The organism is Micromonospora sp. DT178, assembly GCF_049841695.1.
Lineage (GTDB): Bacteria > Actinomycetota > Actinomycetes > Mycobacteriales > Micromonosporaceae > Micromonospora.
In genome coordinates this window covers 54410-75166 of the sequence record NZ_JBNCKV010000027.1, presented here as the reverse complement: position 1 = coordinate 75166, position 20757 = coordinate 54410, and the positions used below count along the sequence as shown (strand labels likewise).

The 20757-nt window shown below is 75.5% G+C and carries 18 protein-coding genes; 15 read left to right on the top strand and 3 right to left on the bottom strand.

What is annotated here, in order from left to right:
- Positions 1 to 143: 143 nt before the first annotated feature.
- A complete protein-coding gene (locus ACLQ22_RS30595; RefSeq protein WP_425695362.1) occupies positions 144 to 1922 on the bottom strand; it encodes a hypothetical protein in 1779 nt (592 codons plus the stop codon).
- Here ACLQ22_RS30595 and ACLQ22_RS30590 point away from each other — a divergent pair.
- Both ACLQ22_RS30590 and ACLQ22_RS30585 read left to right on the top strand, forming a co-directional pair.
- Positions 1878 to 2924, top strand: a complete 1047-nt coding sequence (locus ACLQ22_RS30590) for a tetratricopeptide repeat protein (RefSeq protein WP_425695361.1) — start codon at positions 1878 to 1880, stop codon at positions 2922 to 2924. The two genes, ACLQ22_RS30595 and ACLQ22_RS30590, sit on opposite strands and share 45 nt — an antisense overlap.
- On the top strand, positions 2921 to 3937 hold the full coding sequence (locus tag ACLQ22_RS30585; RefSeq protein ID WP_425695358.1) for an HAD-IIA family hydrolase: 1017 nt from the start codon (positions 2921 to 2923) through the stop codon (positions 3935 to 3937). Before ACLQ22_RS30590 ends, ACLQ22_RS30585 begins: the two co-directional genes overlap by 4 nt.
- A 73-nt stretch (positions 3938 to 4010) precedes the next feature.
- Here the strand turns inward: ACLQ22_RS30585 and ACLQ22_RS30580 are convergent, their stop codons facing one another.
- Positions 4011 to 4349 (bottom strand): SCP2 sterol-binding domain-containing protein, encoded by a 339-nt coding sequence (locus ACLQ22_RS30580; protein ID WP_425695357.1) that lies wholly within the window; start codon positions 4347 to 4349, stop codon positions 4011 to 4013.
- A 115-nt stretch (positions 4350 to 4464) separates the two neighbouring features.
- Here ACLQ22_RS30580 and ACLQ22_RS30575 point away from each other — a divergent pair, with 115 nt between their 5' ends.
- The 13 genes from ACLQ22_RS30575 to ACLQ22_RS30515 all read left to right on the top strand — a co-directional run bounded on the left by ACLQ22_RS30575 (position 4465) and on the right by ACLQ22_RS30515 (position 20123).
- Positions 4465 to 5049: a phasin family protein gene (locus tag ACLQ22_RS30575; RefSeq protein WP_425695356.1), complete on the top strand. Its 585-nt coding sequence runs from the start codon at positions 4465 to 4467 to the stop codon at positions 5047 to 5049.
- Positions 5050 to 5077: 28 nt separating this feature from the next.
- Positions 5078 to 5386 carry a hypothetical protein gene (locus tag ACLQ22_RS30570; RefSeq protein ID WP_121397658.1) on the top strand — a complete coding sequence of 103 codons (309 nt, stop codon included), beginning with the start codon at positions 5078 to 5080 and terminating at the stop codon, positions 5384 to 5386.
- Between the two features lie 17 nt (positions 5387 to 5403).
- Positions 5404 to 6264: a TlyA family RNA methyltransferase gene (locus ACLQ22_RS30565; protein WP_425695355.1), complete on the top strand. Its 861-nt coding sequence runs from the start codon at positions 5404 to 5406 to the stop codon at positions 6262 to 6264.
- Positions 6265 to 6337: 73 nt separating this feature from the next.
- The gene (locus tag ACLQ22_RS30560) at positions 6338 to 7222 is read left to right on the top strand and encodes an NAD kinase (RefSeq protein ID WP_121397660.1); all 885 of its coding nucleotides are present in this window, start codon (positions 6338 to 6340) and stop codon (positions 7220 to 7222) included.
- Positions 7223 to 7348: 126 nt separating this feature from the next.
- Complete coding sequence (gene recN / locus ACLQ22_RS30555) at positions 7349 to 9106, top strand: DNA repair protein RecN (protein ID WP_121397661.1); 1758 nt, start codon at positions 7349 to 7351, stop codon at positions 9104 to 9106.
- Between the two features lie 119 nt (positions 9107 to 9225).
- Positions 9226 to 10404 carry a putative cytokinetic ring protein SteA gene (steA, locus tag ACLQ22_RS30550; protein ID WP_425695354.1) on the top strand — a complete coding sequence of 393 codons (1179 nt, stop codon included), beginning with the start codon at positions 9226 to 9228 and terminating at the stop codon, positions 10402 to 10404.
- A gap of 27 nt (positions 10405 to 10431) precedes the next feature.
- A complete protein-coding gene (locus ACLQ22_RS30545; protein WP_425695353.1) occupies positions 10432 to 11373 on the top strand; it encodes a copper transporter in 942 nt (313 codons plus the stop codon).
- Between the two features lie 61 nt (positions 11374 to 11434).
- Positions 11435 to 12301, top strand: a complete 867-nt coding sequence (locus ACLQ22_RS30540; RefSeq protein ID WP_425695352.1) for a hypothetical protein — start codon at positions 11435 to 11437, stop codon at positions 12299 to 12301.
- A 1-nt stretch (position 12302) separates the two neighbouring features.
- Entirely contained in the window at positions 12303 to 14006 is a 1704-nt protein-coding gene (gene murJ / locus ACLQ22_RS30535) for a murein biosynthesis integral membrane protein MurJ (RefSeq protein ID WP_425695351.1), read from the top strand.
- Positions 14007 to 14061: 55 nt separating this feature from the next.
- Positions 14062 to 15228 (top strand): glycosyltransferase family 4 protein, encoded by a 1167-nt coding sequence (locus tag ACLQ22_RS30530; protein ID WP_425695350.1) that lies wholly within the window; start codon positions 14062 to 14064, stop codon positions 15226 to 15228.
- The gene (locus ACLQ22_RS30525) at positions 15228 to 17618 is read left to right on the top strand and encodes a hypothetical protein (RefSeq protein WP_425695349.1); all 2391 of its coding nucleotides are present in this window, start codon (positions 15228 to 15230) and stop codon (positions 17616 to 17618) included. The genes ACLQ22_RS30530 and ACLQ22_RS30525 overlap by 1 nt, the downstream gene beginning before the upstream one ends.
- Positions 17619 to 17769: 151 nt before the next feature.
- Positions 17770 to 19521, top strand: a complete 1752-nt coding sequence (locus ACLQ22_RS30520; protein ID WP_121397667.1) for a CTP synthase — start codon at positions 17770 to 17772, stop codon at positions 19519 to 19521.
- Positions 19518 to 20123, top strand: a complete 606-nt coding sequence (locus ACLQ22_RS30515; RefSeq protein ID WP_121399198.1) for an NUDIX domain-containing protein — start codon at positions 19518 to 19520, stop codon at positions 20121 to 20123. Before ACLQ22_RS30520 ends, ACLQ22_RS30515 begins: the two co-directional genes overlap by 4 nt.
- 68 nt (positions 20124 to 20191) lie before the next feature.
- On the opposite strand, the gene ACLQ22_RS30510 is transcribed toward ACLQ22_RS30515, so the two are convergent.
- Positions 20192 to 20533: a TM2 domain-containing protein gene (locus ACLQ22_RS30510; RefSeq protein WP_366644599.1), complete on the bottom strand. Its 342-nt coding sequence runs from the start codon at positions 20531 to 20533 to the stop codon at positions 20192 to 20194.
- Positions 20534 to 20757 lie beyond the last annotated feature (224 nt).

The following is a 20757-nucleotide window of genomic DNA, read 5'->3' as shown; positions in this document are numbered from 1 at the left end:
GCCGTTGGTATTGCACTGGGGTGGGTGTGGGAGAGTAGGACACCGCCGCACAACTTTTCCAGTCGAGGGCCGCCCCATCCGGGTCGGCCCTCGACTGCGTTAGCGTCGTGGGTGACGCAATGAGGAAGGATGTACCTGTGAGTTCAGGATCGCAGGGCGGAGATCGTCCCCGTCGCTACGAAGACCGTTCGGGTGGGCGCGAGGGAGCACCGCGCCGCGACGACCGGCCCCCGTACCGGGAGGACCGGGGCGGCCAGCGCGGCGGGTACGCCGGCGGCAACCGTCGTGACGGCGACTCCCGCGGTGGCGACTCCCGTGGTGGCGACCGCCGAGAGGGCGGCTTCCGGTCCGGTCCGCGTGACGGCGACTCCCGCGGTGGTGGCGCCCCTCGTCGGGACGCCGGCGACCGCCAGGGCGGCTTCCGCGGCGACCGTGAGGGTTTCCGGGGCGGAGACCGCCGCGAAGGTGGCTTCCGTCGGGACGGTGACGAGCGATCCGGCGGCTACCGCGGCGGCGACCGCCGTGAGGGTGGCGACCGTCCGGGTGGCTTCCGCGGTGGTGACCGCGAGGGTGGTTTCCGTGGTGGTGACCGTCGTGAGGGCGGTTTCCGTTCGGGTCCGCCGCGTGAGGGTGGCTTCCGTGGCGGTGAACGTCGTGAGGGCGGTGACCGTCCGGGCGGCTTCCGTGGTGGTGACCGCGACGGTGGGTTCCGTGGTGGTGACCGTCGTGAGGGCGGTTTCCGTTCGGGTCCGCCGCGCGAGGGTGGCTTCCGTGGCGGCGAACGTCGCGAGGGTGGTGACCGTCCGGGCGGCTTCCGTGGTGGTGACCGCGAGGGCGGTTTCCGCGGCGGCGAGCGTCGCGAGGGCGGCGACCGCCAGGGTGGCTACCGTGGCGGCGAGCGTCGCGAGGGTGGCGACCGTCCGGGTGGTTTCCGTGGTGGTGACCGCGAGGGTGGGTTCCGTGGTGGTGACCGTCGTGAGGGCGGTTTCCGTTCGGGCCCGCCGCGCGAGGGTGGCTTCCGTGGGGGCGAACGTCGCGAGGGCGGCGACCGCGAGGGCGGTTTCCGTGGCGGCGAGCGTCGTGAGGGTGGTTTCCGTTCGGGTCCGCCGCGTGAGGGTGGCTTCCGCCGCGAGGGTGGCGACCGTCCGGGTGGTTTCCGTGGTGGTGACCGCGAGGGTGGCTTCCGCGGCGGCGACCGTCGCGAGGGCGACCGTCCGGGTGGCTTCCGTGGTGGTGACCGCGAGGGTGGTTACCGCGGTGGGGATCGCCGCGAGGGTGGCGACCGTCCGGGTGCTTTCCGTGGTGGCGACCGCGAGGGTGGTTACCGCGGCGGCGATCGCCGCGAGGGCGGCGACCGTCCGGGCGGTTTCCGTGGTGGCGACCGCGAGGGTGGCTTCCGCGGCGGCGATCGCCGCGAGGGCGGCGACCGTCCGGGTGGTTTCCGTGGTGGCGACCGTCGTGAGGGTGGTTTCCGTTCGGGTCCGCCGCGTGAGGGTGGCTTCCGCCGCGAGGGTGGCGACCGCCCGTCCGGTTTCCGTGGTGGTGACCGTGAGGGCGGCTTCCGTGGCGGCGAGCGTCGCGAGGGCGGCGACCGCCAGGGCGGGTACCGTCGCGAGGGTGGCGACCGTCCGGGTGGTTACCGGGGCGGTGACCGCGAGGGCGGTTACCGCGGTGGCGACCGCCGCGAGGGTGGCGACCGGCAGGGCGGCTACCGTGGCGGAGAACGGCAGGATGACCGTCGTGAGGGCGGCTTCCGGGGCGGAGAGCGTCGCGACGAGCGGCGGGAGCGTCCGGAGGCGGAGGGGGAGCGTACGGCGGCCCCCGCGCTGCCCGACGAGATCGTCGCGACCGACCTCGACAAGGACGTCCGGGCCGAGCTGCTCTCGCTGGCGAAGCCGGTCGCCGAGACGGTCGCCCGGCACCTGGTGGCGACTGGTCAGCTGATCGACGAGGACCCGGCCGAGGCGCTGGCGCACGCGTTGGCGGCCCGTCGGCTGGCGTCCCGGATCGCTGCCGTCCGCGAGGCGGTCGGCCTGGCCGCGTACCACGCGGGGGAGTGGCAGACCGCGATCGCGGAGCTGCGTACGTACCACCGGATGAGCGGGCTGCAGAGCCACCTGGCGGTGCTCGCGGACTGCGAGCGGGCGCTGGGCCGGCCCGAGCGGGCGATCGACCTGTTCCGTGGCGCGGACCGGGAGAAGCTGGACCAGGCCGTGGCGACCGAGCTGCTGATCGTGGCGGCCGGGGCGCGCGGCGACCTGGGCCAGAAGGACGCCGCCGTGGCCATGCTCCAGGTTCCCGAGCTGACGGCCGAGGCGGCCGAGCCGTGGACTGCCCGGCTGCGGTACGCGTACGCCGACGCGCTGCTCGCGGTCGGCCGTCGCGACGAGGCCCGCGAGTGGTTCTCCCGGGCCGCCGACGTCGACACCGAGGGCGAGACCGACGCCGCCGAGCGGCTGCTGGAGCTCGACGGTGTGGTGATCGAGGGCGACGAGGAGGACGAGGAGTCCGCCGAGGCGATCGCCGCCGGCCCCGGCGCCCCGGGTGCGGTGCCGGCCCGACCGGACGCCGACCTCGCCGGCGACACGGAGCCGACCGTCGATGAAGACGACGCCGACGACGACGACCTCGAGGACGAGGACGAGGACGACGACGACCTCGAGGACGACGACGACGAGGACGACCTCGAGGACGACGACGACGAGGACGACCTCGAGGACGACGACGACGACCTCGAAGACGAGGACGACGAGCAGAACGAGGCTGCGGTTGCGGCGGTGCCGTCGGACGACCTGACCGACGACGAGCTGACCGACGACGAGGCGGGCGCCGTCGCCGCCGGGACGCCCGGCGACGACAGTGGGACCGCCACCGGCGGTGGCGAGCCCACCGCCTCCGGCGAGTCGGAGACCGCGCGGCGATGACGACGGGTGCCGGGGAGCGGCTGGTCGACGGGTACGCCCTGGTCGTCTTCGACCTGGACGGCGTGATCTACCTGATCGACCGGCCGGTCCCCGGTGCGGTCGAGGCGGTCGGCCGGCTGCACGCCGAGGGCCGGTCGGTGGCGTACGCGACCAACAACGCCTCGCGCCGCTCCAGCGAGGTGGCCGACCTGCTCACCGGGATGGGCGTGCCCGCCCGGCCCGAGGAGGTGCTCACCTCCGCGGCGGCCGCCGCCGAGCTGCTTCGCGACCAGCTTCCCGCCGGCGCTGCGGTGCTGGTCGTCGGCACCGAGGCGCTGCGGGCCGAGCTGCGCGCGGTCGGGCTGACCCCGGTGTCGCGGGCCGACGAGTCGCCGGTCGCGGTGGTGCAGGGGTTCGGCCCGCAGGTCTGCTGGGCGGACCTGGCCGAGGCGTCGGTGGCCGTACGCGGCGGCGCGACCTGGGTCGCCACCAACACCGACCCGGCCCTGCCCAGCGGGCGCGGACCGCTGCCGGGCAACGGTGCCCTGGTCGCCGTGCTGCGCACCGCGCTCCGCCGGGACCCCGACGTGGTCGTCGGCAAGCCCGAGCCGGCGCTGTTCACCACGGCGGCCCGCCGTGCCGGCGGGGGCCGGACGCTGCTGGTCGGTGACCGGCTGGACACCGACATCGAGGGCGCCCGGCGGGCCGGGCTGGACAGCCTGCTGGTGCTCACCGGCGTGAGTGACGCGGCCGAGCTGCTCGCCGCCCCGGCGCACCGCAGGCCGACGTACGTCTCGATGGACCTGGCGGGGCTCTTCGACCCGGCGGCCGTGGTGCGGGTCCCGGGCCCGGCGGACGCCGGCGGATGGTCGGTGACCTCGCGGGACGACGCGCTGGAGCTGTCCGGGTCGGGCCGCCCGCTGGACGCCCTGGCGGCGCTCTGCGCGGCCGCCTGGTCGACGCGGCCGGCGCGGGTCCGTACCGCCTCGGTCGAGGCGGAGAAGGCACTGGCCGAACTCGGCCTGTCGGGCTGACGGCCGCCGGCACCACCGGCCGGAAAGCGCTGTGCGACGGCGGGACCGACCGCCCCGCCCCGCGCCGGTGACCTCAGAGCAGCTTGCGCAGCTTCATCAGGTCGAGCGGGTTGGCCTTGATCGACACCCGTCGGGACGTGACCGCGCGGGTGATGTCGAGTTCGCCGCGGACCAGTGCGAGCAGGTCGTCGCTGTTGGTGCTCAGCGCGATCTTGGCCTTCGGGTCGTCGCCGTCGGCCAGGTCGACCAGGCGGCCGCCGGAGAGCCGGCCGTGGAAGGCGGTCTCCAGGTCGGTGATCCGGCAGGCCAGCGTCCGGTCGAAGTCGACCTTCTCCCGCACCGTCTCCGCGTTGCGGTCCAGCCGGGCCGCCAGATCCCGCAACGACTGTCGGCATTCGTCCACGCTGGCCACGATCGCGCCCCCTCACCGCTCGCCACGCCGTCCCCGGCACCGTACCGCACAGGGCGTCGTGAGGTGCCCGGTAGCGTGGCACCTGCACACCCCCGCCCCGCGGAAGGAATCAGGCATGCAGGACGCGTGGCGCGCCTACCTCGAGCTGGCCATGGGCCTGACGGAGGCGCCCCGGAAGAAGGCCCAGGACGCGGTTCGCCGGGTCATCGGCTCGGGCGGGGCGACCGCCGCCCAGCTGCAGACCCTCGCCGAGGAGCTGGTCTCCACGGGCGCGGCCAACCGTGAGGCGCTGACCAAGCTGGTGCGGTTCGAAGTGGACCGGGCCCTCGGCGCGGTGGGGCTCGCCACCGCCGACGAGGTCGCCGAGCTGACCCGACGGGTGCACGAGCTGGAGCGTCAGCTCCGGGACGCCAGGGCGACCCTCGGCGCCCCGCCGCCCGTGCCCGCCGGCACCGCGGAGCCGGCGCACCCGGTGCCCGCCCCGGGCGCCGCCGAGCCGGCCGTACCGACCTCGGCGGCCCCCGCCCCGGTGGCGGGGCCGGCCGTCGCGAAGAAGGCGCTGGCCAAGAAGGCCGTCGCGAAGAAGGCGGTGGCCAAGCGGACGCCGTCGGCCCTCGCCCCGACCGAGGGCGCCGCGGAGCCGGTCCGGCCGGCGAAGAAGGCACCGGCCCGCAAGCGGCCGCCGGAGGGCGAGGCGTGACGCGCCCGGCCCTCGCCGGGAGCGGGTCGTGAGCGGCCCCTTCCGGCCCGGCCCGCCACCCGGCGCCCGCCCCGGCCCGCCGGGTGCCGGCCACGGCCCGGCGACCGGCGCCTTCCGCCCCGGCCCGCCGCCCGGTGCCCGGCCGGGCCCGCGCCCCGGTCCGCCGTCGCTGCCGGAGCCCGTCGAGGACCTCGGCGAGGACCGGCATCCCGCGGTGGACGCCGCCGTACGGGCGATGGCCAACGCCGCGACGCTCGCCCCGGCCGACCAGATCGCGCAGTACGAGGCGGCGTACGAGACGCTGCGGGAAACCCTCGCTACCATCGACCAGACCTGACCGGAGAAGAACCACGCATGGCACGTCGTAACCGGCTGGACGCCGAACTCGTCCGCCGCGGGCTGGCCCGGTCCCGGGAACAGGCCGCCGCGCTGGTGGAGGCCGGCCGGGTCCAGTTGCGCGGCGTACCGGCCCGTAAGCCCGCCGCGATGGTCGACCCCGCCGATCCGCTGCTGGTCACCGGCGAGGACCCCAGCGCGGAGTACGTCTCCCGGGGCGGGCACAAGCTGGCCGGCGCGTTGGCCGCCTTCGCCCCCGGTGGGCTGACGGTGGCCGGCCGGCGGTGCCTGGACGCGGGCGCCTCCACCGGCGGCTTCACCGACGTGTTGCTGCGCGCCGACGCGGCCGAGGTGGTCGCGGTCGACGTCGGCTACGGGCAGCTCGCCTGGCCGCTGCGCAACGATCCCCGGGTGCGGGTCTTCGAGCGCACCAACGTCCGTACGCTGACGCCGGAGGTCGTCGACGGCCCGGTCGACCTCACGGTCGCCGACCTGTCGTTCATCTCCCTGCGGCTGGTGCTGCCGGCGCTGGCCAGCTGCACCCGGCCCGACGGTGACCTGGCGCTGATGGTGAAGCCGCAGTTCGAGGTCGGCAAGGAACGGGTGGGCGCCGGCGGGGTGGTCCGGGACCCGTCGCTGCGCGCGGAGGCCGTGCTCGACGTGGCCGCCGCGGCGGCCCGGCTCGATCTCGGCCTGGCCGACGTGGCCGCGAGTCCGCTGCCGGGGCCGAGCGGCAACGTCGAGTTCTTCGTATGGTTACGCCGGGGCGCACCGCCGGCCGACCCGGAGCGGGTGCGCGCGGTGGTGACCGCCGGGCCGGGTGGTCCGGTGCCGTCCGGCGACCTGCCGGACGCGGCGACGGAGGAGGTGGCCGGGTGAGCGAGCTGGCGAGCCCCGCGGTCGCGGGCGTGCCGCGCCGAGGCCGCGCGGGCGTGACGGGACGGCTGTCCCGGTGAGCCGCGCGGCGCTGCTGGTGACGCACACCGGTCGCCGGCGCAGCACCGAGCACGCCCGCGCCGTCGCCGCCGACCTGATCTCGGCCGGCTTCGAGGTGCGGGTCGTGGCCGAGGAGGCCGACGACCTCGACCTGCCCGGGGTGGTGCCGATGACCGGCCCCGAGGCGGCCGAGGGCGCCGAGATCGTCTTCGCGCTCGGCGGGGACGGCACCTTCCTGCGCGCGGCGGAGCTGGCCCGCCCGGCGAAGGTGCCGCTGATCGGCATCAACCTCGGCAAGGTCGGCTTCCTCGCCGAGGCCGAGATCGACGACCTGGACAGCGCGGTACGCGACGTGGTCGAGCGCAACTACACCGTCGACGAGCGGCTCACCCTCGACGTGACCGCCGAGTTCGACGGCGGCCCGACCATCGAGTCCTGGGCGCTCAACGAGATCAGCGTCGAGAAGGGCGAGCGCGCCCAGATGCTGGAGCTGCTCGTCGACGTGGACGGCCGCCCGCTGTCGCGCTACGGCTGCGACGGCGTGGTCTGCGCGACCCCCACCGGCTCGACGGCGTACGCGTTCTCCGGCGGCGGGCCGGTGGTCTGGCCGGAGGTGGAGGCCCTGCTGCTGGTGCCGATCAGCGCGCACGCGCTGTTCAGCCGGCCGCTGGTCACCGCGCCCACCTCCACGTTCGCCATCACGGTCGATCCGTTCACCACCCTCGCCGTGATGTCCTGCGACGGCCGGCGGGTCTACGACCTGCCGCCCGGGGCGCGGGTCACCGTGCGGCGCGGCGCGCTGCCGGTGCGCGTCGTACGGCTGCGGGACCGCCCGTTCACCGACCGGCTGGTGGCGAAGTTCGACCTGCCCGTGCACGGCTGGCGCGGCAACCGCCGGTGACCCGGGGCCGGGGCGCCGCCGACGGGCCGCACCCGGGCCGCCCCGGCGGGGTGTCGGCGGGCGGACGCACCGGCGCGCCCACGCCGGCTGGTCAAGTGTCGGGGGCCGCGTCTACTGTCGGGTGCTGTGCTGGAAGAGCTGCGCATCACCGGACTGGGCGTCATCGAGGACACCACGCTGCCGTTGACCGGCGGCATGAACGTCATCACCGGCGAGACCGGGGCGGGCAAGACCATGGTCGTCACCGGCCTCGGCCTGCTCTTCGGCGGGCGCGCCGACGCCGGGCGGGTGCGCGCCCAGCCGGGCCGGGCGGTGGTCGAGGGCCGGCTGCGGCTCGAGGGCCGCGTCGCCGCCACCGTGCACGCGCGGATCACCGACGCGGGCGGTGAGCCCGACGAGGACGGCTCGGTGCTGCTGAGCCGCACCGTCACGGTGGAGGGCCGCTCCCGGGCGCACCTGGGCGGCCGGAGCATGCCGGTGTCGATGCTCGGCGAGGTGGGCGAGCAGGCGGTGGCCGTGCACGGCCAGTCCGACCAGCTGCGGCTGCTGCGCCCGGCCGAGCAGCGGGCCGCGCTGGACCGCTTCGCCGGCCCGGAGCACGAGAAGCTGCTCGACGCGCTGCGCGAGGCGTACGCCCGCTGGCGCGCGGTGGTCGACGACCTGACCGACCGGCGGCGCAACGCCCGCGAGCGCAACCAGGAGGCGGACCTGCTGCGGCTCGGCCTCGACGAGATCACCCGGGTGGACCCGCAGCCCGGCGAGGACGACGAGCTGAAGGCGGAGGCGCAGCGGCTGGAGCACGCCGAGGGGCTGCGCACCGCGGCGCAGGTGGCCCACCAGTGCGTGGCCGGCGGCGTGGAGGCGACCGACGAGACCCCGGACGCGGCGGCGTTGCTCGGCACCGCCCGCCGCACCCTGGAGGCGCAGGCCGGCACGGACCCGGCGCTGGGTGAGCTGGCGGGGCGGCTGGAGGAGGCGGCGACCCTCGTCACGGACGTCTCCGCCGAGCTGTCGGCCTACCTCGCCGCGCTGGACGCCGACCCGGCCCGGTTACAGACCGTCTACGAGCGGCGGGCGGCGCTGCGCGCGCTCACCCGCAAGTACGCCGACGACGTCGACGGGGTGATCGCCTGGGCCGAGCACGCCCGCACCCGGCTGTCCGACCTGGACACCTCCGACGACCTGCTGGAGGAGCTGGACCGGGAGGCCTCCCGGCTGGCCGGCGAGGTGGCCGACCTGGCCGGCCGGGTGTCGACGTCGCGGCAGGAGGCGGCGACGCGCTTCGCCGAGCAGGTCACCGTGGAGCTGGCCGGGCTCGCCATGCCGCACGCCCGGATCGAGGTGGCGGTGCTGCCCCGCGCGGCCGGCCGCACCGAGCCGACCCTGACGGTCAACGGCACCGAGGTCGGCGTCGGCCCGGACGGCGGCGACGAGGTCGAGCTGCGGCTGCTGGCCCACCCGGGCGCGCCCTCGCTGCCGTTGCAGCGCGGCGCCTCCGGCGGCGAGCTGTCCCGGGTGATGCTCGCCATCGAGGTGGTCTTCGCCGGCTCGGGCGGTCCGCCCACGCTGGTCTTCGACGAGGTCGACGCCGGGGTCGGCGGCCAGGCCGCGGTGGAGATCGGCCGGCGGCTGGCCCGGCTGGCCCGCAGCCACCAGGTGCTGGTCGTCACGCACCTGCCGCAGGTGGCCGCCTTCGCCGACCGGCACCTGGTGGTGGCGAAGGACACGGGCGGGGCGGTCACCACGAGCGGCGTCCGGGTCGTGGAGGACACCGAGCGCGCCCGGGAACTCGCCCGCATGCTCGCGGGTTTGCCCGACTCCGACCTGGGTATCGCCCACGCCGAGGAGCTTCTCGCCGTGGCGGCCCGCGAAAGGCGCCCGTGAGGCCGGCGATTGTGAGCACAGGCACACCGGCCTGCGCGTTAGTGTGCTTCCCTGGGTAGGCGGCCCTGCTCAGGCATGTCGCGACAGAATTGCCTGCCTCACATGCCAGGATGGTCACGATGCGTCTACCCACGTTGCGCCGGACCCGGAATGCGGAACCGGGCAGGATCCTCGGCACCGCACGCCTCGACCGCCGGACAAAACGCCTGGTCGGCCGGCTCCGCCCCGGTGACATCGCGGTCATCGACCACGTCGATCTCGACCGTGTCGCCGCCGACTCGCTCGTCGCCGTCGGTGTCGGCGCCGTGCTCAACGCGAAGCCGTCGGTCTCCGGCCGCTACCCCAACCTGGGGCCCGAGGTGCTGGTCGCCGCCGGCATCCCGCTCCTGGACGACCTGGGGGAGGGGGTCTTCGAGCGGATCCGCGAGGGCGACACCGTCCGGATCGAGGGCAACACCGTCTTCCTCGGCGACGAGCCGGTGGCGCACGGCAGCCTCCAGGACGCCGAGACGGTGGCCAAGTCGATGGCCGACGCCCGGGAGGGGCTCTCGGTCCAGTTGGAGGCGTTCGCCGCCAATACGATGGACTACCTCCGCCAGGAGCGCGACCTGCTCCTCGACGGGGTCGGCGTGCCGGAGATCCAGACCGAGATGCAGGGGCGGCACTGCCTGATCGTGGTGCGCGGCTACGACTACAAGGCCGACCTGGACGTGCTGCGCCCCTACATCCGCGAGTTCAAGCCGGTCCTGATCGGCGTGGACGGCGGCGCGGACGCGCTGGTGGAGGCCGGCTACACGCCGGACATGATCATCGGCGACATGGACTCGGTCACCGACGACGTGCTGCGCTGCGGCGCCGAGGTGATCGTGCACGCCTACCCGGACGGCCGGGCGCCCGGCCTGGCCCGGGTCAACGGCCTCGGCGTGTCGGCGGTGACCTTCCCGGCGGCGGCGACCAGCGAGGACCTGGCCATGCTGCTGGCCGACGAGAAGGGCGCCTCGCTGCTGGTCGCCGTCGGCACCCACGCCACGCTTGTCGAATTCCTCGACAAGGGCCGCGGCGGGATGGCCTCCACGTTCCTGACCCGTCTCAAGGTCGGCGGCAAGCTGGTCGACGCCAAGGGCGTGAGCCGGCTCTACCGGCAGAGCATCTCCGGGTCGTCGCTGCTGCTGCTGGTGCTCTCCGCGATCGCGGCGATGGCCTCGGCCGTGGCGGTCTCCACCGTCGGCAAGGCGTATTTGGGCGTGGTCTCCGAGTGGTGGAACAATTTCGTGTTCCAGCTTGAACAGCTTTTCTAGCGTCCCACCGATCAAGAGGCTGCAGGTGTGATCAATTTCCGGTACCACGTGGTGTCCCTGACCGCTGTCTTCCTCGCGTTGGCCATCGGCCTGGTGGTCGGCACCGCCGCCCTGAACGGGCCGGTGGCCGACTCGCTCAAGGAGAACGTCAACGGGCTGCGCAAGGACAACCAGCTGATGCGCCAGGCGGTCCAGAGCATGGAGAAGGAGCTCGAGCTCGAGGAGGAGTTCGCCGCCCAGATCGCGGAGGTCGTCCTGCCGGGCACGCTGACCGGCAAGCGCGTGCTGGTCGTCAGCCTGCCCACCGGGCGCGACCACACCGAGGGCGTGGTCAAGATGCTCCAGCTCGCCGGGGCCCAGGTGACCGGTCGTATCGACCTGCAGGACAAGTTCATCAACCCGGACAACAACAACAACCTGCTGGAGCTGGCGGTCACCGCGGCGCGCCCCACGAGCGCGCCCACCGCCGGGCTGCCCGGCAACGGGCACGGGGTGGAGACGTCGACCGCCCTGCTGGCCAGCGTGCTGCTCGACCGGGCGCCCGGCGCGACCCCGGTCAGCGAGGCCGACCGGCGGGCGGTGCTCGCCGCCTACAACAACGCCAACTACCTGACCACCGAGAAGCCGGTCACCGCGTCGGCGGAGGCCGTCGTGCTGGTCAGCGGGCAGCCGTACGTGGACAAGGACTCGGCGAAGAAGGACGAGTCGGTGCTCAAGGTCGCCGAGCAGCTCGACCAGGCCGGAACGATCGTCGTCGGCGGCAACGGCTCGGCCGGGGGCAACCTGGTGGCCGCCGTCCGGAGCGACCCGGTGCTGGTGCAGACCATCTCGACCGTCGACAACGCCAACACCAACCAGGGCCAGCTGGTCACCGCCCTCGCGCTGGTGCAACAGGTCACCGAGAAGAAGGCCGGTCAGTACGGTGTCGGCGACAACGCGCCGTCCCTGCTGCCTAGACTGCCCCAGTGAGCGAACGACGTACCCCGCTGTCCGGATCCAGCTTCGCCGACGTACGGCGGGAGGGACGCGCGTGAGCCTGCTCGGTCGACTGCTGATCGCCGGCGCGGGCGCCGCCGCCGCCCGGTACGCGCTGCGCGAGGTGCGTACCTCACCGGCCGGGCCCGCGCTCGACCGGACCAACTTCCGCGGTCGCACGGTGACCCTGGCCGCCGGCCCCGCGCTCGCGGCCGGCGCCGCCGCGACGGGCGCGTTCGGCGCCTCCAGCGGCCCGTCCGGAGCCGCGGCCCTGGTCGCCGGGGTGGGCGCCGGGGCCGTCGGCCTCTACGACGACGTGGTCGGCGCCCGGCCGGAGCAGAAGGCGGCCAAGGGCTTCGCCGGGCACCTGGCCGCGCTGCGCGAGGGCCGGGTCACCGCCGGGCTGGTCAAGGTCGTCGGGGTGGGGGCCGCCGGCCTCGGCGCCGCCGCGCTGCTCGCCGCCGACCCCCGGGTCGCCGCGCACCGGCGCCGCCAGCGGCAGGGCCCGTTGGGCCGGGGCGTCGACGTGCTGCTCGGCGCCGGTGTCATCGCCGGCACGGCGAACCTGCTCAACCTGCTGGACCTGCGGCCCGGCCGGGCGCTGAAGTCCGGCCTCCTGCTCGGCGCCCCGCTGACCGGCGGCCCGCACGGCGGGATCGCCGCCGGTGCCGTCGGCGCCGCCGCCGGACTGCTTCCCGCCGACCTCGGCGAGGACGTGATGCTCGGCGACAGCGGCGCGAACGCGCTCGGCGCGCTGCTCGGCGTGGCGCTGGCCGCGCGTACCGGGCCGGTCGGGCGGGCCGGGCTGCTCGCCGTGCTCGCCGGCCTCACCGCGGCCAGCGAGAAGGTCAGCTTCACCCAGGTCATCCAGCGCACCCCCGGGCTGCGCGAGCTCGACGCACTGGGCCGGCGCGCCGACTGACGTGACGACCCCGGCACCCCTCGCCGGCGCCGGCCGTGTCGCCGGAGCGGCCGCGCTCATCGCCGTACTCACCGTCCTCAGCCGGCTCGCCGGCTTCGGCCGCACCGCCGTCTTCACCTGGACGCTGGCACCGACCGACCTCGGCGGCACCTACGTGGTCGCGAACGCGGTGCCGAACCTGATCTTCGAGATCGTTGCCGGCGGCGCGCTGGCGAGCCTGGTCGTGCCGCTGCTGGCCGGTCCCGTCGTGGCGGGTGACCGGCAGACGGTGGCCCGGATCACCGGCGCGCTGCTCACCTGGACGGTGAGCCTCCTCGTGCCCCTCGCCGTGCTGGTGGCGCTGCTCGCTGGGCCGGCGGTCGCGCTGCTGGGCGACGGACTGACCGCCGCCCAGCAGGACAGCGGCGAGCGGATGTTGCGGGTCTTCGCCCCGCAACTGCCGCTGTACGGGGTGGGCATCGTCCTCACCGGGGTGCTCCAGGCGCACCGGCGGTTCGCCTGGCCGGTCCTCGCGCCACTGCTGTCCAGCCTCACCGTCATCGTGGTCTACCTGGGCTTCACCGCGGTCGAGGGGCCGCTGGCCACGGTCGCGGACGTGAGCGTCGGCGGGGAACTGCTGCTCTCCGTCGGCACCACGCTGGGCGTGGTCGTGCTCTCCCTTTCGCTGCTGGTGCCGGTCCGCCGGCTGCGGCTGCGGGCGCGACCGGGCTTCGGGTTCCCGGCCGACGCCCGCGCCCGGGTGCGCGGGCTGGTGGTGGCCGGCGCGGTCACGGTCACCACCCAGCAGGTCGCCCTGATGGTGAGCCTCAACCAGGTCACCTACGGTGACCGGGGCAACCCGGGTGTCTACAACCTCGCGCAGACCGTGTACCTGCTGCCCTGGGCGGTGCTGGCGGTGCCGCTGGCGGTCGCCGCGTACCCGACGCTGGCGGCGGCCCGCGCCGCCGGTGACGAGAACGGCTACCGATCCACCCTGGCCCCGGCCGTCCGGGGCGTGCTGCTGTTCAGCTGTCTGGGCGCCGCCGCGCTGGTCGGGACCGCGATCCCCGTCAGCCACGTCTTCTTCGCGCCGTCCGTGGCGGGCACGGCCGCCACGGCGATCGCCGGGTTCGCGCCGGGCCTGCTCGGATACGGGCTGTACGCGCTGCTGAGCCGGGCCCTCTACGCCCGGGGCGAGACCCGGGCGGCCACCGTCGCCATCGCCGTGGGGTTCCTCGTGGTGCCCGCCACCGCGTTGATCCTGGGTGCGCTGCTGCCGCTGCGGGACCGGGTGCTCGCGGTCGCCCTGGCCAACTCGGTCGGGATGGTGCTGCTCGGCGGGCTGCTGCTCGTCGCGGTGCGGCGCTCGGCCGGGCGCCCCGCGCTCGCCGGAGCCGGCCGGGCCGGCGCCGCCGGACTGCTCGCCGGGGCCGTGGCCGCGCTCGCCGGAACGGCCGTCGCCCGCTGGCTCGACGCGGCCGCCGGCGGCACCCCGACGACACCGGGCGCACTCGTGCAGGGCATGCTGTCCGGAGTCCTGGTCGGCGTCGTGTTCCTCGCCGTCGTCTGGCTGGTCGACCGGCGGGACGTGACGCCGCTGCTCGCCGGGGTGCTCCGGCGGCTGGGCAGGGCGGGCCGGCGTGGGCCGGCGGCCCCCGCCGATGGGACGGGCGAGGGCGACATCCCCCCGGAACGGGGTGGCGGGAAGGAGACGGTGTCCCGGTGAGCGGGTGCAGGACGGGTGACCGGCCGACGACTACCGACGAACGGGGGTGGTCGCGGTGACGCAGCCGGCACCGTTTCCCGGCTGGCGCGGCACGGTGGCCCTGCTGCTCGCCTCCAGCACCGGTGGCGTCGGGCAGCACGTCCGCTCGCTGGCCGGGGGCCTGACCGCCGCGGGCGCCTCCGTCCTGGTCTGCGGCCCCGCCGCGACACAGGAGCAGTTCGACTTCACGGGTGTCGGCGCCCGGTTCCTGCCGGTGGAGATCCCGGCCAGCCCGACCCCGGCCGACGCCCGCGCGGTCACCGCGCTGCGCCGGGCCCTCGCCGCCGAACCGGTCGACGTGCTGCACGCCCACGGCCTGCGCGCCGGGCTCGTCGCGGTGCTCGCCCGCCCGGCCGCCCCGCTCGTGGTCACCTGGCACAACGCGGTGCTCGCCGGCGGCCTGCGCGGTGGCGTGTCCCGCCTCGTCGAGCGGGTCGTCGCCCGGGGCGCCCGGGTGGCGCTCGGCGCCTCCACCGACCTGGTCGAGCGGGCCACCGCGCTGGGCGCGGCGGACGCCCGGCTCGCCCCGGTCGCCGCGCCGGCACTGCCCGCGCCGCGCCGCCGCCGGGCCGCCGTCCGCGCCGAGTTCGGCGTCGGCCAGGACCGGCCGCTGATCCTCTCCGTGGGCCGGCTGCACCCGCAGAAGCGGTACGACGTGCTGGTCGACGCGGCCGCCCGGTGGCGTACCCGGACCCCGGCGCCGGTCGTGGTGATCGCCGGCAGCGGCCCCGCCTACCTGCCGCTGGCCGCCCGGATCTCCGCCGCCCGGGCCCCGGTGACCCTGCTCGGGCACCGCACCGACGTGGCGGACCTGCTCGCCGGGGCCGACCTGGCGGTGGTGACCAGCGACTGGGAGGCCCGCCAACTCTTCGCACAGGAGGCGATGCGGGCCGGCGTACCGCTGGTGGCGACGGCGGTCGGCGGCCTGCCGGAGCTGGTCGGCGACGCCGCGGTGCTGGTGCCGCCGGCGGACGTCGACGCCGTCGACGCGGCCGTGCGCGCCCTGCTCGACGACGAGGCCGGGCGGGCCGAGCTGGGGCGGCGCGGCGCCGCCCGGGCCGCCACCTGGCCCAGCGAGGCGGACACCCTGGCCCAGCTGGCGGCGCTCTACGCCGAGCTGGCCCCGCACGGCGCCGGGCCGGCCGCTCCCGGCGCCGACGCCCCGTCGACGGGACGCCGGTGATGCGGCGCAGAATCGCCCCGATCCTGCTGACCCTGGTCGTGGTGGCGCTGGGCATCACCGCGCTGACCGCCCGCCCCGAACGGGAGGCGTCGCCCCCCGGGCGCACCGCCGACTTCGTGGTGCTGGTCGGGGTCGCCGGGCTGCGCTGGGAGGACGTCGACCCGCAGAGCACGCCGACGTTGTGGCGGATGGCCCAGGACGGCTCGATCGGCTCCCTGTCGGTCCGTTCCGCGCACCGGCCGACCTGCCCGGTGGACGGTTGGCTGACCCTCGGCGCCGGCAGCTACGCCGCCTGGAACGGCAGCCGCCAGGCCGGGGGCTGCCCACCGGCCCAGGTGACGGTCGAGCAGCCCGACGGCATCGGCGCGAACCTGCCCGACCAGGAGAGCGTCGTCCTGCACAACCAGGAGCGGCTGCCCTGGGGCACGGTGCCCGGCGCGCTGTCGGAGTCGGTGCGCTGCTCGATGGCGGTCGGGCCGGGCGCGGCCGTGGCCGCCGCCCGACCGTTCGGCCGCGTCGACCGGTACGCGCCGGCGCTCCCGGCGGACCCGGCGGGCCTGCTCGGCTCCTGCGTGCTGAGCATCGTCGACCTCGGCACCGTCACCGGCGAGGACCCGGCGGCCCGGGCCGCGGTCGCGCGCGAGGCCGACGCCCGCCTGGCCCGGGTGCTGGCCGCCCGGCCGCCCCGCTCGCTGGTGATCGTCGCCGGGGTGTCCGACACCGACGCCCCGTCCCGGCTGCACGTCGCCGTCGCCGACGGGCCGGGCTGGGAACGCGGGTGGCTCACCTCGGCCAGCACCGGCCGCGAGGGCTACCTGCAACTGGTCGACCTCGCGCCGACCGCGCTCACCGCGCTGGGCCGGCCGATGCCGGAACGGCTCTTCCTCGGCCGGCCGGCCGAGTCGGTCGGCGGGCGGCCGGCGGACCTCGCCGCCGCGATCGCCGCGCCGGCGGACGCCGACCGGGAGGCGGCCGCCCAGCGCCGGGTGGCCGACTGGTTCTTCACCCTGCTGGCCGGCGCGCAGGTGCTGCTGGCCGTGGCGGTGCTGCCGCTGCTGCGCCGGGCCCGCCGGCACGCCGGCCCGTACGGCCCGGAGCCGGTCTCGCGGCGGGTGGTGGCGGTCGTGGAGCTGCTGCTGATCGCGGCGGCCCTCGCCGTCCCGGCCGCCCTGCTGGCCGACGCCGTGCCCTGGTGGCGCGGAGACCACGCGGGGGTCTACTTCGCCGGGGTGACCGTGCTGCTGCTGGTCGCCGCGACCGCCGTGGTGCGGCTCGCGCCGGGGCACGCGAGCACCCTCGGCCCGCTCGGCGCGGTGGCCGGCCTGACCACGCTGGCCGTGGGGCTGGACGTGCTCACCGGCGCCCGCCTCCAGCTCAACGGAGTGGTCGGCTACTCCGCCCTGGAGGGCGGCCGGTACGCCGGGCTGGGCACCGTCGGGCTCGGGGTGTTCCTGGCCGGCTCCCTGCTGAGCGCGGGGTGGCTGGCCCAGCGGGTCCGCCGGTCCTGGCGGCCGCCCGTGATGGTGGCCGTCGGCGGCGCCGCCGTGCTGGTCGTCGGCAGCCCGTACCTGGGCTCCGACCCGATCGGCGCGATCGCGCTGACCGCCGGGCTGAGCGTCGCCGCGGCGATCAGCGCCGGTGGCTGGCTGACGATCAGCAGGCTGGCCTGGGCCACCATGGCCGGGCTCGCGCTCACCATCGGCTTCGCGGTGCTCGACCTGCGCCGGCCCGCCGCCGAGCGGGGCAGCCTCGGCCGGTTCCTGGCCGCCGTCGGCGACGGCACCGGCGGGCTCACCGTGCACCGCTCCAGCTCGGCAAACTTCGAGACCCTGGTCAACAGCCCGCTGACGGTGCTGGCCCTGGCCGGTGCCCTGCTGGTCTGGTTCGCCCTGCTCCAGCCGTGGGGTGGGCTGATGCGGCTGTTCGGCATCTATCCGGCGATGCGGGCGGCGATGGCCGGCACCGCCGTCGCCGCGGTGATCGGCGGGGTGCTGGGCGGCGACGCCCTGGACGTGGCCGGCGCGGCCGCCGCCCTGGTGGTGCCGATGGCGGCGCTGGCCTCGCTGCGGGTGCTCGACCACTCCACCGACCGCACGCTGCCCGACACGGGCCGCCCGCGCGACGAGGGGCCCGGCGGTACGGGCGACGGCTCGGGCGGTGACGCCGGCGGGGGGCCGGACGGCGACGGCCCGGACCGGCCGGCACCGACCGACGCGGGGCCGGGCGCCGCCCGTACCGCGGATGTGGGTGCGGGACCGGCCACGGCGCCGGCGCCCCCGGCCCCGCGCGCCCCGGGCCCGGCTACCGGGGCGTCCGGGCCGACGGCCGGGACCGGCGCGGGCGAGCGCGCGCCGGCCGGTCGGGCATCGATCGAGGTCACCGCCACCTGAGTCGGGGGCGGCACGTCCCGCAGCCCGCTGCGGGTGCGCCCGGCGGGCGGGCCGGCAGAGGTGTTACCGTGGAATCCCGTGGATCGCGTGATCACTTGGCTGATCGGCACGGCGGTCTGCACGACCGCGACGGACGACACGGGAGCAGGCCTTGGCCCCTTCAGCACGGACGACCAGGCACATTTTCGTCACCGGGGGAGTCGCCTCCTCGCTGGGTAAGGGCCTCACCGCCTCCAGCCTCGGCAACCTGCTCACCGCGCGCGGTCTGCGCGTGGTCATGCAGAAGCTCGACCCCTACCTCAACGTCGACCCGGGGACGATGAACCCGTTCCAGCACGGCGAGGTCTTCGTCACCGAGGACGGCGCCGAGACCGACCTCGACGTCGGGCACTACGAGCGGTTCCTGGACCGGGCGCTCTCCGGCAAGGCGAACGTCACCACCGGCCAGATCTACTCGGAGGTGATCGCCAAGGAGCGGCGCGGCGAGTACCTGGGCGACACCGTCCAGGTCATCCCGCACATCACCAACGAGATCAAGTCGCGGATCCTGGCGATGGCCGACCCGGACGACGACGGCCAGGTGCCGGACGTGGTGATCACCGAGGTCGGCGGCACCGTCGGCGACATCGAGTCGCTGCCGTTCCTGGAGTCGATCCGCCAGGTCCGCCACGACCTCGGCCGGGACAACTGCTTCTACCTGCACGTCTCGCTGGTGCCCTACCTGGCGCCGTCGGGCGAGCTGAAGACGAAGCCGACCCAGCACTCGGTGGCCCAGCTGCGCAGCATCGGCATCCAGCCCGACGCGCTGGTGCTGCGCTGCGACCGGGAGATCCCCGACAAGGTCAAGCAGAAGCTGTCGCTCTACTGCGACGTCGACCGCGAGGCCGTCACCGCCGCCCCGGACGCGCCGAGCATCTACGACATCCCGAAGGTGCTGCACCGCGAGGGCCTCGACGCGTACGTGGTGCGCCGGCTCGGCCTCTCCTTCCGTGACGTCGACTGGACCAGCTGGGACGACCTGCTGGACCGGGTGCACCAGCCCCGGCACACCGTCACCGTCGCCGTGGTCGGCAAGTACGTCGACCTGCCCGACGCGTACCTGTCGGTGAGCGAGGCGATCCGGGCCGCCGGCTTCGGCCACCGGGCCCGCGTGCAGCTGCGCTGGGTGCCCAGCGACGAGTGCGTCACCCCGTCCGGCGCGGCGGCCGCCCTGGCCGGCGTGGACGGCATCGTCATCCCCGGCGGCTTCGGGGTGCGCGGCATCGAGGGCAAGATCGGCACCGCCCGGTACGCCCGGGAGAACGGCATCCCGCTGCTCGGCCTCTGCCTCGGTCTGCAGTGCATGACCATCGACGTGGCCCGGCACCTGGCCGGCCTGGAGGGCGCCAACTCGCTGGAGTTCGACGAGGAGGCCGCGCACCCGGTCATCGCCACCATGGCCGACCAGGAGGACATTGTGGCCGGCAGGGGCGACCTGGGCGGCACCATGCGGCTGGGGGCCTACCCGGCGGCGCTCGCCGAGGGCTCGCTGGTCGCCGAGGCGTACGGCAGCACCGAGGTCAGCGAGCGGCACCGGCACCGGTACGAGGTGAACAACGCCTACCGCGACGCGCTGGCCAAGGCGGGCCTGCACATCTCCGGCACCTCGCCCGACGGGCGGCTGGTCGAGTTCGTCGAGCTGGACCGGGGCCTGCACCCGTTCTTCGTCGCCACCCAGGCGCACCCGGAGCTGAAGAGCCGGCCGACCCGGCCGCACCCGCTGTTCGCCTCCTTCGTGAAGGCGGCGGTGACCTACTCGGAGGCCGACCAGCTCCCGGTCGACCTGGACGCCGCCGAGAGCGCGGCGGCGAAGAACGCCGCCCGCAACGGCGGCGCCGCCGCGAAGGCGACGTCGGCCTCGTGAGTGCCGTCGAGCACCGCTACGAGGTGCGTTCCCGCACCGAACGCTACCGGGGCAGGATCTTCGACGTGGTCAGCGAGGAGGTGACCATGCCGGGCGGCGGGACGGGGGTCCGCGACTTCGTCCGGCACGTCGGCGCGGTCGCCGTGGTGGCGCTCGACGCGGCCGGTCAGGTGGTGCTGATCCGCCAGTACCGGCACCCGGTCGGGCGGCACCTGTGGGAGTTGCCCGCCGGGCTGACCGACGTCTCCGGCGAGGACCTGGCCGCCGCCGCGGTCCGGGAACTCGCCGAGGAGGTCGACCTGACCGCCGGGCGGATCGACGTCCTGGTGGACCTGCACAGCTCGCCGGGCTTCACCAACGAGCTGGTCCGGGTCTTCCTGGCCCGGGACCTGGCCGACGTGCCGGCGGAGCAGCGGCACGAGCGGCGCGAGGAGGAGGCCGACCTCCAGGTCGTCCGCATCGACCTGGACGAGGCGGTCGGCATGGTCCTCGCCGGCGAGATCACCAACGCCTCCTGCGTGACCGGGCTGCTCGCCGCCGCCCGGGCCCGCGACACCGGCTGGTCGGCGCTGCGCCGGGCCGACGCGCCCCTGCCGGGCTGAGCCGGGAGATTGAACGTGAAGGGGCCGTGCGGTACGTCCGCACGGCCCCTTTCGTCGTTCCGGGTCGGTCAGTCGCGCAGCGGCCGGCCCTGTCCGTCGACGCCACCGTTGATCAGGATCAGGATGCCGTCGATGAAGCCCCAGAGGCCGCCGATGCCGCACGTCACGAGGGACACGATGAGCTGGATGACGCCGGTCTTGGTGTCGCCCATGTAGAAACGGCCGATGCCGAAGGTGCCCAGCACGATCTGCAGGACGCCCGCGACGACCTTGCTCTTGTCGGAGACACCCGACGGGTACCCGGGCTGGTTGGGGAAGCCGGGCTGGTAAGGAGGTGTGGTCATGAGGCGACACCCTAGTGATCCACTCGTCTCCTGTCCGCAGCGGCACCCGAAGAGTGGGACGATAATGGATGAACACTGTCCTGACGGCTGAGGTGCGGGTCCCACCGCCGGCCCGGTTCACGCCTGACACATCGTCAGCGGGTGCGGGCACCGGATGTCACTGTGCTGCCTCTTCGGGGGCGGCGACGCGCCTAGACTGCCGCCGGCGGGACCGGTGGACCGCGGCGGCAAAGGGGCCGTCGTGGCACCGCGCAGTCGGGGGAGCGCAGCCCCGAAGAGAGGTGTCTGCA

Coding starts and splice junctions, on each gene's coding strand:
- ACLQ22_RS30585 (WP_425695358.1), top strand. CDS start 2,921: ATGACGACGGGTGCCGGGGAGCGGCTGGTCGACGGGTACGCCCTGGTC.
- ACLQ22_RS30575 (WP_425695356.1), top strand. CDS start 4,465: ATGCAGGACGCGTGGCGCGCCTACCTCGAGCTGGCCATGGGCCTGACG.
- ACLQ22_RS30565 (WP_425695355.1), top strand. CDS start 5,404: ATGGCACGTCGTAACCGGCTGGACGCCGAACTCGTCCGCCGCGGGCTG.
- steA (WP_425695354.1), top strand. CDS start 9,226: ATGCGTCTACCCACGTTGCGCCGGACCCGGAATGCGGAACCGGGCAGG.
- ACLQ22_RS30525 (WP_425695349.1), top strand. CDS start 15,228: ATGCGGCGCAGAATCGCCCCGATCCTGCTGACCCTGGTCGTGGTGGCG.